The organism is Ningiella ruwaisensis (assembly GCF_004798935.1).
In the GTDB taxonomy this organism is placed as follows: domain Bacteria; phylum Pseudomonadota; class Gammaproteobacteria; order Enterobacterales; family Alteromonadaceae; genus Glaciecola; species Glaciecola ruwaisensis.
Genome location: NZ_RAHT01000010.1, coordinates 1 through 15,206, shown reverse-complemented (window position 1 = coordinate 15,206; position 15,206 = coordinate 1). Strand labels below are relative to the sequence as shown.

Annotated in this window: 23 protein-coding genes; 21 read left to right on the top strand and 2 right to left on the bottom strand. The window is 43.1% G+C overall.

All coding sequences use genetic code 11. From position 1 onward, the window contains the following. Positions 1-182 precede the first annotated feature (182 nt). From D6V41_RS16720 to rlmB, 4 genes are all read left to right on the top strand, one after another. The gene (locus D6V41_RS16720; protein ID WP_136252747.1) at positions 183-785 is read left to right on the top strand and encodes a tetratricopeptide repeat protein; all 603 of its coding nucleotides are present in this window, start codon (positions 183-185) and stop codon (positions 783-785) included. Positions 786-1,015: 230 nt separating this feature from the next. Beyond that, on the top strand, positions 1,016-1,564 hold the full coding sequence (locus D6V41_RS16715) for an HNH endonuclease (protein ID WP_136252696.1): 549 nt from the start codon (positions 1,016-1,018) through the stop codon (positions 1,562-1,564). A gap of 114 nt (positions 1,565-1,678) precedes the next feature. Next, positions 1,679-4,069, top strand: coding sequence for a ribonuclease R (gene rnr / locus D6V41_RS16710; protein ID WP_136252695.1), 2,391 nt, complete (start codon positions 1,679-1,681; stop codon positions 4,067-4,069). Between the two features lie 9 nt (positions 4,070-4,078). After that, positions 4,079-4,816, top strand: a complete 738-nt coding sequence (rlmB, locus tag D6V41_RS16705; RefSeq protein ID WP_136252694.1) for a 23S rRNA (guanosine(2251)-2'-O)-methyltransferase RlmB — start codon at positions 4,079-4,081, stop codon at positions 4,814-4,816. A 32-nt stretch (positions 4,817-4,848) separates the two neighbouring features. Here the strand turns inward: rlmB and D6V41_RS16700 are convergent, their stop codons facing one another. Then, positions 4,849-5,046: a hypothetical protein gene (locus D6V41_RS16700; RefSeq protein ID WP_136252693.1), complete on the bottom strand. Its 198-nt coding sequence runs from the start codon at positions 5,044-5,046 to the stop codon at positions 4,849-4,851. Positions 5,047-5,404: 358 nt separating this feature from the next. On the opposite strand from D6V41_RS16700, the gene rplN reads away from it, so the two are divergent. From rplN to rplQ, 17 genes are all read left to right on the top strand, one after another. After that, entirely contained in the window at positions 5,405-5,773 is a 369-nt protein-coding gene (gene rplN, locus D6V41_RS16695) for a 50S ribosomal protein L14 (RefSeq protein WP_008846203.1), read from the top strand. A gap of 12 nt (positions 5,774-5,785) precedes the next feature. Continuing rightward, the gene (rplX, locus tag D6V41_RS16690) at positions 5,786-6,100 is read left to right on the top strand and encodes a 50S ribosomal protein L24 (protein WP_136252692.1); all 315 of its coding nucleotides are present in this window, start codon (positions 5,786-5,788) and stop codon (positions 6,098-6,100) included. 16 nt (positions 6,101-6,116) lie between these two features. Continuing rightward, positions 6,117-6,656, top strand: a complete 540-nt coding sequence (rplE, locus tag D6V41_RS16685; RefSeq protein ID WP_136252691.1) for a 50S ribosomal protein L5 — start codon at positions 6,117-6,119, stop codon at positions 6,654-6,656. A gap of 11 nt (positions 6,657-6,667) precedes the next feature. Next, positions 6,668-6,973 (top strand): 30S ribosomal protein S14, encoded by a 306-nt coding sequence (gene rpsN, locus D6V41_RS16680; protein ID WP_136252690.1) that lies wholly within the window; start codon positions 6,668-6,670, stop codon positions 6,971-6,973. A gap of 12 nt (positions 6,974-6,985) precedes the next feature. Beyond that, positions 6,986-7,378 carry a 30S ribosomal protein S8 gene (gene rpsH, locus D6V41_RS16675; protein ID WP_136252689.1) on the top strand — a complete coding sequence of 131 codons (393 nt, stop codon included), beginning with the start codon at positions 6,986-6,988 and terminating at the stop codon, positions 7,376-7,378. Between the two features lie 13 nt (positions 7,379-7,391). Continuing rightward, on the top strand, positions 7,392-7,925 hold the full coding sequence (rplF, locus tag D6V41_RS16670) for a 50S ribosomal protein L6 (RefSeq protein WP_136252688.1): 534 nt from the start codon (positions 7,392-7,394) through the stop codon (positions 7,923-7,925). A gap of 12 nt (positions 7,926-7,937) precedes the next feature. After that, positions 7,938-8,291, top strand: coding sequence for a 50S ribosomal protein L18 (gene rplR, locus D6V41_RS16665; RefSeq protein ID WP_136252687.1), 354 nt, complete (start codon positions 7,938-7,940; stop codon positions 8,289-8,291). A gap of 9 nt (positions 8,292-8,300) precedes the next feature. After that, entirely contained in the window at positions 8,301-8,804 is a 504-nt protein-coding gene (gene rpsE / locus D6V41_RS16660; RefSeq protein ID WP_136252686.1) for a 30S ribosomal protein S5, read from the top strand. A gap of 6 nt (positions 8,805-8,810) precedes the next feature. Next, complete coding sequence (gene rpmD, locus D6V41_RS16655; protein WP_136252685.1) at positions 8,811-8,993, top strand: 50S ribosomal protein L30; 183 nt, start codon at positions 8,811-8,813, stop codon at positions 8,991-8,993. Positions 8,994-8,996: 3 nt separating this feature from the next. Beyond that, complete coding sequence (gene rplO, locus D6V41_RS16650) at positions 8,997-9,431, top strand: 50S ribosomal protein L15 (RefSeq protein ID WP_136252684.1); 435 nt, start codon at positions 8,997-8,999, stop codon at positions 9,429-9,431. Positions 9,432-9,436: 5 nt separating this feature from the next. Next, positions 9,437-10,744, top strand: coding sequence for a preprotein translocase subunit SecY (gene secY, locus D6V41_RS16645; protein WP_136252683.1), 1,308 nt, complete (start codon positions 9,437-9,439; stop codon positions 10,742-10,744). A 31-nt stretch (positions 10,745-10,775) separates the two neighbouring features. Beyond that, positions 10,776-10,889: a 50S ribosomal protein L36 gene (gene rpmJ / locus D6V41_RS16640; protein ID WP_075607266.1), complete on the top strand. Its 114-nt coding sequence runs from the start codon at positions 10,776-10,778 to the stop codon at positions 10,887-10,889. A gap of 143 nt (positions 10,890-11,032) precedes the next feature. Further along, the gene (gene rpsM, locus D6V41_RS16635) at positions 11,033-11,389 is read left to right on the top strand and encodes a 30S ribosomal protein S13 (protein WP_136252682.1); all 357 of its coding nucleotides are present in this window, start codon (positions 11,033-11,035) and stop codon (positions 11,387-11,389) included. Positions 11,390-11,404: 15 nt separating this feature from the next. Continuing rightward, positions 11,405-11,797: a 30S ribosomal protein S11 gene (gene rpsK / locus D6V41_RS16630; protein ID WP_136252681.1), complete on the top strand. Its 393-nt coding sequence runs from the start codon at positions 11,405-11,407 to the stop codon at positions 11,795-11,797. Between the two features lie 21 nt (positions 11,798-11,818). Next, on the top strand, positions 11,819-12,439 hold the full coding sequence (gene rpsD, locus D6V41_RS16625) for a 30S ribosomal protein S4 (RefSeq protein WP_136252680.1): 621 nt from the start codon (positions 11,819-11,821) through the stop codon (positions 12,437-12,439). 19 nt (positions 12,440-12,458) lie between these two features. Continuing rightward, positions 12,459-13,448 carry a DNA-directed RNA polymerase subunit alpha gene (locus D6V41_RS16620; RefSeq protein WP_136252679.1) on the top strand — a complete coding sequence of 330 codons (990 nt, stop codon included), beginning with the start codon at positions 12,459-12,461 and terminating at the stop codon, positions 13,446-13,448. 42 nt (positions 13,449-13,490) lie between these two features. After that, positions 13,491-13,892, top strand: a complete 402-nt coding sequence (rplQ, locus tag D6V41_RS16615; protein ID WP_136252678.1) for a 50S ribosomal protein L17 — start codon at positions 13,491-13,493, stop codon at positions 13,890-13,892. 64 nt (positions 13,893-13,956) lie between these two features. Here the strand turns inward: rplQ and D6V41_RS16610 are convergent, their stop codons facing one another. Continuing rightward, positions 13,957-14,754: a hypothetical protein gene (locus D6V41_RS16610; protein ID WP_136252677.1), complete on the bottom strand. Its 798-nt coding sequence runs from the start codon at positions 14,752-14,754 to the stop codon at positions 13,957-13,959. Between the last annotated feature and the right edge of the window lie 452 nt (positions 14,755-15,206).

The following is a 15,206-nucleotide window of genomic DNA, read 5'->3' as shown; positions in this document are numbered from 1 at the left end:
TGATGTTTACAGTAATATACTACAGCAAAACTTCCATATGCGATTAGAGCCTCTTTGTCTTTTCGCTCAATTATTTCACTGGCTGGCCGATAAATCGAATACATCCTATTAGTCATGGTAACCCAGGTTAGAATTCGATGAATAAATGTTTCCGTGTTGCAAGTAGCTTATTGAGCATACTAATGGTGTTTAGCAGCCTAATATTGCTTAGCCCTGCTTATTCCAAACAACTAGAGGCAGTACAGCTTTATTCTCAAGATGAATTAATAAAAATGATCAATCAAAATTCGCATTTAAATCGCGTAGTTGAAGATCGTTGCCAGTTGGTTCAAGACATTGAAGCCCGCGCTGACATTATGCGAGTGCCTGCTTACCAGTTTTTATGGGGAGACATGTTGGCCTGGGGCGTTTGTGTTGATGAAGACCCTGTACAAGGGATTTTTTACATGCGAGAAGCCGCTAATCAAGGTTTAGCCGCAGCCCTCGAGCAATTGGGTCGCTACCATGCTAAGGGTATATTGGTGCAGGAAGATAAAAAGCGCGCAGTTTTATATTTGCGCGAAGCATCTGCGCTGGGAAATTTAAACGCGCAAATTCAATTGGCTGAACTCTTTATAGACGGCTATGGAAGTCCATATGATTTTGAAGATTTGTATCATTGGCTCTATAACGCTGTTACCAGTGACGATTCTATGCACCAAAAGATAGCGGTTTATATGCGCGAGCTCGAGTATTTGATGCATCCTCGAGCCGTAAGAAGCGCTCGACGTCCGCTTTTAGATTAGAGCGTGTCTATCATTAGCCCGTTTTCATAGGGTCTGTAACTGTGTGCGTACACTGAATTCCAACAAGCATCTTTTTAATCTGGCTTAAATCACAAAAAAGCTTGATCGCATCACTAAAACACTGTCATATTGGTTAAATATCAATCAGCTAAACTTATTTATCTTGCTCAAAACAAGTTTAGATAAGACATGTTTTTCAATTGATATTAAAACAATAAAAGGGTGCGCTCATGTTGATATTACGTCTGAATAAATCAGGGATGCCGCAGACATGGATAAGTAAAGAAGAAGCTGCGAAATGCTACGTGCAGGAGAAAGTGTTATTCGAATTGGGTGAAGATAAACTTATTCTGAGAGGCGGCTGGAATAGGCTTGGTGAGCAAAGTAAGCTCGAATTAAGCACAATAATTGCCTGTGAGGGTAAAATCACTCAAGACATGGGAAAAATTTCGTTAAGCAACCGCTATTTGTTTAGAAGAGACAATAACACCTGCCTATATTGCGGTGATGTATTTTCAACCCATCAACTGACTCGGGACCATATCATTCCGCGCTCAAGAGGGGGCAAAAATGGCTGGATGAATTCTGCTACAGCATGTAAGCGTTGTAATCATGCAAAAGGCGCTCGTACACCTGAAGAAGCAAATATGAAATTACTGGCAGTACCCTTTGTGCCGAATATATATGAGCGCTTTTTCCTTATGAACCGCAAAATTTTAAGTGATCAAATGGCTTTTTTGAGCTCGCATTTTTCAACAAAGCGTCAGTGGCTGAATTGATGTGCCAGTGATTAATTGATAGTCCAGATCACAGGGGATTGATAAATCCATTATTGACACCACAACTAATGCTATACTAGAGCCTGAATTAACAAAACAAACTGAAATTATTGAATGAGTAAAGACCCGCATTTTGCGCGTGAACAAGAAAAATATGATAATCCCGTCGCCAGTCGAGAATATCTGTTAAGTATATTAAAAGAGAAAGGACATCCCCTGTCCTTTTTGGATATTTGCCATATCGTTAACGCTGAAGATGAAGAGAGTCGAATCGGCATTCAGCGTCGGCTCCGGGCAATGGAGCGAGAGGGACAAATTGCTTTTAACCGCAATAAAAAATATGAAGTGCAAAAACAAGCCGAGCTAGTAAAAGGGAGAGTGATTGGTCACAGAGATGGTTTTGGCTTTTTGAAGCACTCTTTAACTGAAAAAGACTACTTCATACCCATTCATCAAATGAATACCTTAATACATGACGATGTTGTTGAAGGTACACTTGCCGGACAAGATCGCAGAGGGCGAACAGAATTTAGAGTCAATCGGGTAGTCGAGCCTCGAAAGGAGCCTTTGGTCGGACGCTTTTATACCGAGCACGGCGTAGGCATGGTCATTCCAGATGATAACCGTATTAACCATGAAATTATCATTCCACAAGAAGATGATCAGGGCGCGAAGCAAGGCAATGTGGTAGTTGTTGAAATTGTACAGCGTCCTCGGCGCAATTTATCGGCGATTGGTAAAATTGTTGAAGTGCTTGGCGAGCATATGGCGCCTGGTATGGAAATTGAAACCGCTCTGCGCAATTTTGATATACCTCATCAATGGCCGCAAGGCGTGCTGAAATCGGTTGAGAATTTAGATGAAGAAGTACCAGAGGATGCAAAAAAAGGCCGTATAGATTTACGACTCTTACCTTTGGTGACAATAGATGGAGAAGATGCCAGAGATTTTGATGATGCTGTTTATTGTCAGGCGATTGAAACAGGTGGCTGGCAGCTGTGGGTAGCAATTGCAGATGTCAGTTCATACGTTCGCCCGGGAACCGCCTTGGATACAGAAGCTCTTAAACGCGGAAACTCAGTGTATTTTCCAGAAAAAGTGATTCCGATGTTACCCGAGGTGCTTTCTAACGGATTGTGTTCTTTAAATCCGGAAGTAGACAGATTGTGCATGGTCTGCGAAATGACAATCGATGCGCAGGGAAAACTGGAAAGTTATCAGTTTTATGAAGCAATGATGCGCTCACACGCGCGCCTTACCTATAATAAGGTGTGGAGTATTCTGCAGGGCGATGAAAAGCTCATCAAGCGATATCGAGATCGAGTTGGGGATTTACATGCGCTTTATGAACTGTTTGGCGCGTTGAAAAAAGCCAGAGCGGGACGAGGGGCAATTGAATTTGAAACACAAGAAACAAAATTTGTATTCAACGCACAGCGAAAAATTGAAGATATTGTGCCTTTGGTGCGAAATGACGCTCATAAGATAATCGAAGAATGCATGATTATGGCGAATGTGTGTGCCGCCAAGTTTATTGAAAAGCATCAGGCCGAAGCGCTATTTCGAGTGCATGATAAACCTGACGAAGACCGACTGTTAACGTTTAGAAATTATTTGCGCGAGATAGGTGTTGAATTTGGTGCTCATGAAACGCCTACACCTCATGATTTTACAAAAGTGATTAATAAAACGGCCCATCGTTTGGATAAAGAATTGATTCAAACCATGCTTTTACGTTCGATGAAACAAGCGGTTTATGACGGCAATAATATTGGTCATTTTGGATTGGCACTCGATGCATACGCACATTTTACCTCGCCCATACGTCGCTACCCAGACCTTGTGGTTCATCGCGTTATAAAAGCCATTATCAACAAGCTTAACGGTAATAAATTGTGCAAAGGCGCAAAGTATTATACCGAAGAAGAAGTCAGTCAGTTAGGTGAGCAATGCTCTTCCACAGAAAGAAGAGCAGATGACGCCACCCGAGATGTCGCTGACTGGCTAAAATGTGAGTTCATGCAAGAACATGTTGGAGACGTCTTTGACGGCGTTGTTGCCTCGGTAACAAATTTTGGACTGTTTGTTCGTCTGTCAGATTACCATATTGACGGATTGGTCCACATCACTTCTCTGGCGTCAGACTATTATCATTACGATGAAGTTAAGCAATGTTTAGTGGGAGAAAGCTATGGTCTTACTTATCGTTTGGGCGATCCTTTGAAAGTGAAAGTCGCGGCCGTTAATCTAGACGAGAGAAAGATTGATCTTGTTTTAGATGGCTTACCCGCAATTTCTCGTAAGCTAAAAGCAGGGAAAAAGCGCAGCAGCAAAGGCAAGAATTCAGACGCTAAAGACGTAGCAAGCGCAAACCAGTCTTCTGCAAAAGACAAAGAAACGACAAAGGCCAAGTCAAACAAATCCAGTAGGAGTCGAGCTGGTAAGCGAAAGGCGGGACCCTCCTCAAAGCGAACAAAATCATCGCGCAATAAACCAAAACGATAGGAGTATTAAGTGGCGCAACAAGATTGGCTTTATGGCATTCATTCTGTTCAAGCGGTGTTAGAAAAAGAGCCCCAGCGTATTTTAGAGATTCTTGTCGCAAAAGGTCGAAGCGACGATAGAATGAACCAATTGGTCAATAGTGCGCGAAAGCAGGGAATATCCGTGCAGTTTACGCATAAAAAGACCCTGGATGATAAAAGTAATGGCGAACAACACCAGGGCGTAATGGCGAGAGCCAAAGCAGCACGAACACTCAATGATGATGACTTGGATGTAATACTGAATAATGAAGAATCACCTTTTATATTGGTGTTAGATGGGGTAACCGATCCGCATAATTTAGGCGCGTGCTTACGAAACGCCGATGCGGCAGGAGCCCATGCGCTGGTTGTCCCTAAAGACAATTCAGCTTCTGTAACACCGGTGGTACGAAAGGTGGCTGCTGGTGCAGCAGAAACGGTACCGCTTATTCAAGTCACTAACTTGTCGCGGGCGCTTAAACATATGCAGGAAAAAGGCGTTTGGGTGATAGGCACAGCAGGGGAGGCAGAGCAGTTAATTTATGATTGCAAATTACCCAAGTCACTGGCAATTGTGATGGGAGCTGAAGGCAAAGGTATGCGAAGGTTAACGCGTGAAACCTGCGATGAGCTCGTTAAATTACCCATGGCAGGCTCCGTTTCAAGCTTAAATGTCTCTGTTGCCAGCGGTATTTGCTTATTTGAAGCTGTTCGACAGCTAAGATAAGCAACGTTGGCTAATTGTGCTTTTGCGCAGAGCTACAGCGCGAAGTTGCTTACGTTGCTTATAGTGTCATCGGTGTAAAAGCGAATAACCGGTTGTTCAAATACTGAACGCTCAGTGTATTTGTTAAACTGTGAGTCAGTGCTGTGATCTGCGAATGTTTTCGCTGAAATCGCAATGCTAGTCGCAGCTCCACTAATATGTTTTATGTGGTGAGTAGTTAATAGTTGCATAGTCAAATTTCCTTTTTGTGATTGAATGCAAATACAGCATAAAATAACTAAGACAGCTAAAAAACTGAACAGAAGCTTTGTTTTTAAAGCTTTCGTTTCTTTTTCAACAGATTTCATGCAAGCGTGTGTGCTTGCATTCTGAGAGATACTCTCTTAAATCCTGCCCGAATTTAATCAATGCACCCTAGCAGCAAATAAATACAAATTTTATGCAAATTAAACTACACGTTGACTATGTTTTCTGTTATAGTTTCGCGCCCTTTTTGTAGGGGTATGGTCTATTTCCCTCGATTTTTTGAGGATAAATAGCAGCTTAGCGACTCAAATGAGTCTTAATTTAACAGCGGAGCACTAACTAATGATCCAAATGCAAACTAACCTGGATGTTGCCGACAACTCCGGCGCTCGCAGGGTTCAGTGTATTAAGGTTCTTGGTGGCTCGCATCGCCGTTATGCACATATCGGTGACATCATCAAAGTTACTGTCAAGGAAGCAATTCCTCGTGGCAAAGTAAAAAAAGGTGACGTACTGAATGCAGTGGTGGTGCGTACTAGGAAAGGCGTTCGTCGTGCAGATGGTTCTACCATTCGTTTCGATAACAACGCAGCTGTTTTGCTTAATGCAAACAAGCAACCAATTGGTACGCGTATCTTTGGCCCGGTCACTCGTGAACTTCGTGGAGATAGCTTCATGAAGATAATTTCACTGGCCCCAGAGGTACTATAAGGAGTCACGATAATGGCTAAAAAAATTCGTCGTGATGATGAAGTAGTCGTATTAGCGGGTAAAGACAAAGGTAAACAAGGCAAAGTATTACGCGTTGTTTCTGATGCTGACCGCGTATTCGTAGAAGGTGTCAATGTTGTTAAGAAACACCAGAAAGGCAATCCTCAAGCGGGTGAGCCTGGCGGTATTATCGACAAAGAAGCTTCTATTCACGTTTCAAATGTAGCGATTGTTAATCCGGCAACGGGTAAAGCAGATCGCGTCGGTTTCCGTTTTGAAGAAGGCAAAAAAGTGCGTTTCTTCAAATCAAACGGCGACTTGGTTTAATTAATTGGAGAGTACGATGGCGAAACTGCATGATTTCTATAAAGAAACAGTAGTAGCTGAACTTGCGAAGCAGTTCGGGTACAAAAGCGTCATGCAAGTCCCTCGGATTGAAAAAATCACCTTAAACATGGGTTTAGGTGAAGCAGTAGCTGACAAAAAGGTATTGGAAAATGCGCAGGCCGATATGGCTGCCATTGCAGGCCAAAAACCAGTTGTTACTGTTGCTAGAAAATCAGTAGCGGGCTTTAAAATCCGTGAAGGTTATCCGATTGGCTGCAAAGTAACCCTACGTGGTGAGCGTATGTGGGAATTCCTTGAGAGACTTATCTCAATCACTATTCCTCGTATCCGTGACTTCCGTGGTCTCAACCCGAAATCTTTCGATGGTCGAGGCAACTACAGCATGGGTGTGCGTGAGCAAATTATCTTCCCTGAAATCGATTTCGATAAAGTGGATAAAGTACGCGGTATGGATATCACTATCACTACCAGTGCTGAAACTAACGAAGAAGCGCATGCATTGTTAAGTGCATTCAACTTCCCGTTTAGAAAATAAGGTGTAGGGTTATGGCAAAAGAATCAATGAAAGCTCGCGAAGTAAAGCGTGCTAAGCTGGTTAAGAAGTATTCAGAGAAGCGTCATGCGCTTAAAGAGATAATCTCTGACGTGAATGCTTCTGAAGAAGAGCGTTGGGACGCTGTTCTAAAGCTACAACAACTTCCACGTGACTCAAGCCCATCGCGCAAGCAAAATCGCTGCCGCATTACGGGTCGTCCACATGGTTTCCTACGCAAATTTGGTCTTTCTCGTATCAAGCTTCGTGAAGCGGCGATGCGCGGTGAAGTCCCTGGCCTTAAAAAAGCCAGCTGGTAAGGAGTAGCAGATATGAGCATGCAAGATCCTATCGCGGATATGTTTACCCGCATTCGTAACGGTCAACAGGCAGCTAAAGTGTCTGTGGCGATGCCTTCTTCTAAATTACGCGTTGCAATCGCTAAATTATTAGAAGCTGAAGGTTACATTGAAGGTTTTAATGTTGAAGAAGGTACAAAACCTGTACTGGAAGTCAAATTGAAGTACTTCGAGGGTAAAAAAGTTATTGATACAATCGAAAGAGTCAGCCGTCCTGGTTTGCGCATCTATAAGAAAAAAGATGAGCTTCCAAAGGTTCTTGGCGGACTTGGGATTGCTATCGTGTCTACCTCAAAAGGTGTGATGACTGACCGTGCCGCGCGTAAAGCAGGTATGGGTGGTGAGATCATCGGTTATGTAGCATAACGGAGGAAATGAGATGTCACGTATAGCTAAATCACCTGTCGCCCTTGCATCCGGAGTAGAAGTAACTATCTCTGGTCAAGAAGTGACTATAAAAGGTAAAAACGGCACCCTTACTCGTGTGTTTAATGACGCAGTTGAAGTAGTAAAAGAAGAGAATGAATTGAAAACTCTTCCTCGTGAAGGCGTTGCGAACGCAATGGCTCAAGCGGGTACTGCTAACTCGTTACTAAGCGCCATGGTAATCGGTGTAACCGATGGTTTTGAGAAAAAACTTCAACTTAATGGTGTTGGTTACCGTGCTCAGGCACAAGGTAGCAAACTTAACCTTACGTTGGGCTTTTCACACCCTGTCGTCTACGAAATGCCGCAAGGCATCACTGTAGAAACACCTACTCAAACTGAAATCGTTGTTAAAGGCAGCGATAAGCAAGTTGTAGGTCAGGTTGCAGCTAACATCCGCGCCTATCGTCCACCAGAGCCTTACAAAGGTAAGGGTGTTCGTTACGCAGATGAAACTGTGCGTCGTAAAGAAGCTAAGAAAAAGTAGGTGGGTGATACGATGGATAAGAAATCAGCTCGCTTACGTCGCGCAACTCGTGCACGTAAGAAAATTAGTGAGTTAGGTGCGCATCGCTTGGTAGTAAACCGCACCCCGCGCCACATATATGCTCAGTTAATCGCACCTAGCGGTTCTGAAGTATTGGCATCAGCTTCTACTGTTGAGAAAGACCTTAAAGGCTCTTTAAAAGCAACAGGCAACGCAGAAGCAGCTAAGGCAGTGGGTAAAGCGATCGCAGAGCGCGCTATCGAAAAAGGCGTTAAAGAAGTGGCCTTCGATAGAAGTGGATTTAAATATCACGGTCGTGTGAAAGCACTGGCTGATGCCGCGCGTGAAGCCGGTCTTCAGTTCTAGGAGTTAATTATGGCTAAAGTAGAAGTACAACAACAGGGTGACCTGTTAGAAAAGCTTATCGCTGTAAACCGTGTTTCTAAAGTAGTTAAAGGTGGTCGCATCTTTAGTTTCACTGCTTTAACAGTGGTTGGTGATGGCAACGGCCGTGTAGGTTTTGGTTACGGTAAAGCTCGTGAAGTTCCGGCTGCTATTCAAAAAGCAATGGAAAAAGCACGTCGCAACCTTGTAACTGTTGACCTTAACGGAAACACTCTACAGCATCCAATTAAAGGACGTCACTCTGGTTCTAAAGTTTACATGCAGCCTGCCTCTGAAGGTACGGGTATCATCGCTGGTGGTGCAATGCGTGCAGTTTTAGAAGTTGCAGGTGTACAGAACGTTCTTTCTAAATGCTACGGATCGACTAACCCAATCAACGTTGTTCGTGCAACTATCAACGCTCTTATCGAGATGAATTCTCCAGAGCAAGTTGCTGCTAAACGTGGATTGCCAGTTGAAGACATATTGGGGTAATCGAACATGGCTAAGACGATTAAAGTAAAGCAGACTAAAAGCTCGATCGGTCGTTTGCCTAAGCACAAAGCTACATTAGTAGGTTTGGGTTTACGTAAGATCGGTCATGTTCGCGAACTTGAAGATACGCCTTCAGTGCGTGGTATGGTCAACCGTGTAAATTACATGGTTGAGATAGTGGAGGAGTAAGAGATGAAATTAAATACTATTGCTCCTGCACCGGGAGCGAAGAACTCAAGTAAGCGTTTGGGTCGCGGTATCGGCTCTGGTTTAGGTAAGACTGGTGGCCGTGGCCACAAAGGTCAGAAAAGCCGTTCAGGCGGCAGTGTTAAGCCAGGGTTTGAAGGCGGACAAATGCCGATTCAGCGTCGTTTACCAAAATTTGGTTTTACGTCGCGTGTATCTTTCGTAACTGACCAAGTTACTTTAAGCGAAATCGCAAAAGTCGAAGGTGACGTTGTGAGCCTTGACACTTTGAAAGCTGCTGGTCTTGTAAAAAAAGAAATGCAGCAAGTTAAAGTCATCAAGTCTGGCGAAATCAACCGCGCTGTTACAGTCAGCGGTTTGAAAGTCACTAAAGGCGCTCTTGAAGCGATTAACGCTGCTGGCGGTAAAGTAGAGGAATAACCTAAATGGCGAAACCAGGACAGGGTTCAAGTGGAGGCGGTTTAAGCGAGCTACGTTCTCGATTGCTGTTTGTGCTTGGCGCAATTATTGTGTTTAGGCTTGGGTCGTATGTGCCCATTCCTGGTATCGACGCAAACGTGTTGTCTCAAATTTTTGAGCAGCAAACCGGAACCATTGTTGGCATGTTCAATATGTTCTCTGGTGGTGCTTTAGAGCGTGCGTCGGTATTAGCATTAGGCATCATGCCTTACATCACAGCTTCAATTATAATGCAGCTGTTGTCAGTAGTGCATGAGCCATTTAAGGAATTAAAGAAAGAAGGTCAGTCAGGCCAGCGTAAAATTAGTCAATATACTCGCTATCTTACGTTGGTACTTGCTACATTCCAATCTATTGGTATAGCTACTGGTCTTCCGCAAATGATTCCCGGTCTAGTGCTCAATCCTGGCATCGGTTTTTATTTTACAGCTATCGTGAGTTTGGTCACCGGGACTATGTTTTTAATGTGGTTAGGTGAGCAAATTACAGAGCGCGGTATAGGTAATGGTATCTCGATTCTGATTTTTGCTGGCATTGTGGCAGGTCTTCCTACCGCAATCGGGCAAACTGCAGAGCAGGCGCGCCAAGGTGATATTAATTTATTATTCTTGTTCGTCATTGGTGCCATTATTATTGCCTTAACCTATTTAGTGGTATTCGTGGAGCGTGCACAGCGTCGTATTGTTGTGAATTACGCGAAACGTCAGCAAGGTAGAAAAGTATTTGCAGCACAAAGTTCACACCTTCCTCTGAAGGTAAACATGGCGGGTGTTATTCCTCCAATTTTTGCTTCAAGTATTATCTTGTTCCCAGGAACCTTGTCAGGTGTGTTTGGTCAAAACGAGTCATTATCGTTTTTGACTGATGTATCGCTTGCACTATCTCCAGGGCAACCTTTATATGTAATGCTCTATGCAGCAACGATTATTTTCTTTTGCTTTTTCTATACAGCATTAGTTTTTAATCCGCGCGAGACGGCTGATAATTTGAAGAAATCTGGCGCTTTTGTTCCTGGGATTCGTCCCGGAGAGCAGACATCACGATATATTGATAAGGTGATGACAAGGTTGACCCTAGCTGGTGCTCTCTATATTACCTTTGTTTGTTTGGTGCCTGAATTCCTATTGCTTTGGTTTAACGTTCCGTTTTACTTTGGCGGCACATCACTACTTATTATCTGTGTAGTGATTATGGATTTCATGGCTCAGGTACAGACCCATTTGATGTCTCATCAGTACGGGGATGTTCTTAAGAAAGCTAACTTGAAAGGCTAGTCCTTTCGTTAGTCATTTACGGAGAGATGTAATGAAAGTTCGTGCATCCGTTAAAAAGATTTGCCGCAACTGCAAAATCATTAAACGTAACGGCGTTGTAAGAGTGATTTGTGTTGAGCCTAAGCATAAGCAAAGGCAAGGCTAATCTCAAAAACTGGTCTTTTTTAGTCGCGTTGTCTAGTAATATTCAACGCGAACAACTAAAGGCTACATTTGCAATTTAGTTACCGGGTAAGTATCCTAACGGGCTTTTTAGGCTGGTAACAATAAATAAGAGGAGTGCTGTTAATGGCCCGTATCGCTGGCATTAACATTCCTGAACACAAGCATACGGTGATTGCACTACAGTCAATTTTTGGCATTGGTGCAACACGTGCAAAGGCGATTTGCGAAAATGCAGGTGTGTCAGAGTCTACCAAAATCAAAGATTTGGATGAGACAACAATCGATAAACTTCGTGATGAAGTCGCTAAGTTCACCGTAGAAGGTGATCTTCGTCGTGAAGTTTCTATGAGTATTAAACGTTTGATGGACCTAGGTTGCTTCCGTGGTATACGCCACCGTCGTAGCTTACCTCTACGTGGTCAGCGCACTAAGACAAACGCGCGTACCCGTAAAGGTCCTCGTAAACCTATCAAAAAGTAAGCGAGGGAATTAACTATGGCTAAAGCACCAGTACGTAGCACGCGCAAGCGCGCAAAACGTCAAGTAGCAGACGGTATGGCACATATCCATGCTTCTTTTAACAACACCATCGTGACAATCACTGACCGTCAGGGCAATGCATTGGCATGGGCTACATCAGGTGGTTCTGGTTTCCGTGGTTCACGTAAATCTACACCTTTTGCTGCACAGGTTGCTGCTGAAAGAGCAGGCGTAGCTGCCCAAGAATACGGACTTAAAAACATTGAAGTGTTTGTTAAAGGTCCAGGTCCAGGTCGTGAATCTGCAATTCGTGCGTTAAATGCAACGGGTTACAAAATCACGAATATTACCGATGTGACGCCTATTCCACACAATGGATGTCGTCCACCGAAAAAACGTCGCGTTTAGACGAACAGTTGGAGAAAGATCATGGCTAGATATTTGGGTCCAAAACTCAAACTAAGTCGTCGTGAAGGAACCGACTTGTTCCTGAAAAGCGGCGTAAGAGCAATTGACAGCAAGTGTAAAATAGACACTGCTCCTGGTCAGCATGGTGCCCGTCGTGGTCGCTTGTCTGATTACGGTGTGCAATTGCGCGAAAAGCAAAAAGTACGTCGTATGTATGGCGTATTAGAGAAACAATTTAGAAACTACTACAAAGAAGCAGCACGCTTAAAAGGCAACACAGGTGAAAACCTGTTGCAACTTCTTGAGCAACGTCTTGACAACGTTGTTTATCGTATGGGTTTTGCAAGCACTCGTGCAGAAGCACGTCAGCTTGTGAGCCACAAAGCTATCTTAGTAAACGGTAAAGTAGTTAACATTCCATCATTTAACGTGAAAGCTGAAGATGTGGTCGCTGTGCGTGAAAAAGCGAAAAAGCAAGCTCGTATTGGGGCGGCTCTTGAACTTGCGGATCAGCGTGAGAAGCCAACATGGTTGGAAGTTGACAACACTAAATTGGAAGGCACGTTCAAGCGCGTTCCAGAAAGAACGGATTTGTCTGCGGACATTAACGAACAGCTGATTGTCGAACTTTACTCTAAGTAAAATTAACTAAAGAGGATACATTGTGGGTTCAGTGACCGAATTCCTAAAGCCAAGATTAGTTGAAATTGAAAACATTTCACCTACTCGTGCAAAAGTAACACTCGAGCCTTTAGAGCGTGGTTTTGGCCACACTTTAGGCAACGCTTTGCGTCGTATTCTACTCTCATCTATGCCTGGTTGTGCAGTAACTGAAGTAGAAATAGACGGTGTTCTACATGAATACACAGCAAAAGAGGGCGTGCAAGAAGACGTTCTAGAGATCTTGCTAAACCTTAAAGGGCTGGCAGTTCACTTAGAAGGTAAAACCGAAGCAACCCTTACGCTTGTTAAATCTGGTGTAGGACCTGTTACAGCGGGTGATATTCAACACGATGGTGACGTTGAAATTATCAATCCTGATCATGTAATTTGTACCTTAACGGGTGACGCTGAATTAAGCATGCGCATTAAGGTAGAAATGGGTCGTGGTTATGTACCTGCTTCTGCTCGTCGTTCCTCTGAAGATGATGATCGTCCAATTGGTCGTTTATTAGTCGATGCTTCATTCAGTCCTGTAGAGCGCATCGCTTACTCGGTCGAGTCTGCTCGTGTTGAGCAACGTACTGACTTGGATAAGTTGATTATCGATATGGAAACCAACGGAACACTGGATCCGGAGGAAGCCATTCGTCGCTCTGCTACCATTCTCGCTCAGCAGTTAGATGCATTTGTAGAACTACGTGACATCTCTGTACCTGAAGAGAAAGAAGAAAAACCAGAATTTGATCCTATTTTACTTCGTCCGGTCGACGATTTAGAACTAACGGTTCGTTCTGCAAACTGTTTGAAAGCAGAGGCTATCCAATACATTGGTGACCTGGTACAGCGTACTGAAGTTGAGCTTCTTAAGACGCCAAACCTTGGTAAGAAGTCTTTGACTGAGATTAAAGATGTACTTGCTTCTCGTGGTTTATCTTTAGGCATGCGCCTTGAGAACTGGCCACCAGAAAGCATCGCTGAAAAAGATTAATCAGGTTTTAAAATAAACTGATTTATAAAGAAGGAAAGAGCTATGCGCCATCGTAAGAGTGGTAGACAGTTAAATCGCAATAGCAGCCATAGACAAGCTATGTTCAAAAACATGGCAAGTTCATTGGTTAAACACGAAGTTATTAAAACTACGTTGCCGAAAGCGAAAGAACTACGTCGCGTAATTGAGCCTCTTATCACATTAGCTAAGCAAGACAGCGTAGCTAATCGTCGTCTTGCGTTTGCAAGAACAGGTGATAAAGAAGTAGTAGGTAAATTGTTCAACGAACTTGGGCCGCGTTACGACGCTCGTCCAGGCGGTTATAGTCGTATACTTAAGTGTGGATTCCGCACTGGTGACAATGCACCTATGGCCTACGTTGAATTAGTAGACCGTCCAGTTGCAGAAGCTGAAGAAGTAGTGGAAGAAGCAACTGAAGAGTAAGTCTTAAATGACATAAAAACCCGGGATAATCCCGGGTTTTTTGTAGCTGATGAAAGATAAAATTTTATTCTTTAAGTTCATAGTGCTTTTCGATTAAAGCAATAATATCTTTTTCTTCTGTACCGCCTTTAATCGCACTTTGCATAACTTTGTCAGAATCAATATCGTGTTCATTCGCCAATTGCACCAATCGCTCAAGTGCATCCGGATAATCAGCTAATTGTTCAACCGAAACAATAATCATATTTTCAGATTGTTCTGAATCCTCTTCAACGGTTGCTAAAAGTGCATCTAGCACATACTTCCCTACGAATGGCACTTCTTTAATTGTGGTGACGAGTATTTCCATTGTCTTACTTGGATAAGCCCTCACGAGCTTTTGTGCAATCTGGTCGGCAGAATCTGGTTCTGCATGAACTGCAGTGCGTACTATTTCATTAAAATATTCGGGGGAGTATTTACAAGCAGCTCTCGTAGCAACTTCAGCATAGCTTGGCTCTGCATTAACCGCGATTTCAACAATTTCTGCTGGTTTGGTTACCTGGTATTTATTAGCAACCATTATTATTTCATCAACAAACATTGGGTTAGTAGAAACGCTGGCTGAAATAATTTCTTTGTATTCTTCGGGGTAGGCCGATAGTGCGATTGAAACAAACTCGGCTGTTTTGTCAGGATAACGCGACAATAAACTATTAATTGCATTTGAAAGAGAGCGATTGTTTTCTACCTGTGCTTTGAAAAATTTGACAGATTTCTCGCTAGGTTCTTCCAAAACCGTTACATTTGTATCAGTTGCCCATGCCGTTGTGCCACTAGCTAATAACAAACATGCGATACAAGCTTTACGGAAAGGTTTCATAATTTAATACCTGTATTATATAGTTTTGCGAATACGTCCAATACACTTATATATGGGCATAATTTATTGTTAATGTCCTAATCTACTTCGTTAACAAAAAAATGACAAACATTAATGCGTATTAACGATAGAGTGAACGTATAATGTCGGTCACGTACATAACGATGTATGTGACGTCAAATTATTGGAACAGTTCAAAATAACATCAGTAATTGTGCAACAATCAAGCCAGTAACATTTATTTGTTTTTTTATCGCTAAATTGTCTTGACAATATCATCAGATAACGTAACATGCGCGTCCGCTTAAGGGGGTAACCTCACAAGCACTTCCGCAAAGCATTTGGTTTGTAATGTGGTGCGGCTTGAAGAGTAAGGAGGGCGCGTACTGATGTGCGTAACCGACGAGCGACAAAATCAAGCGCCGCATTACGAAGTAAAGGTGCAGCGAAAA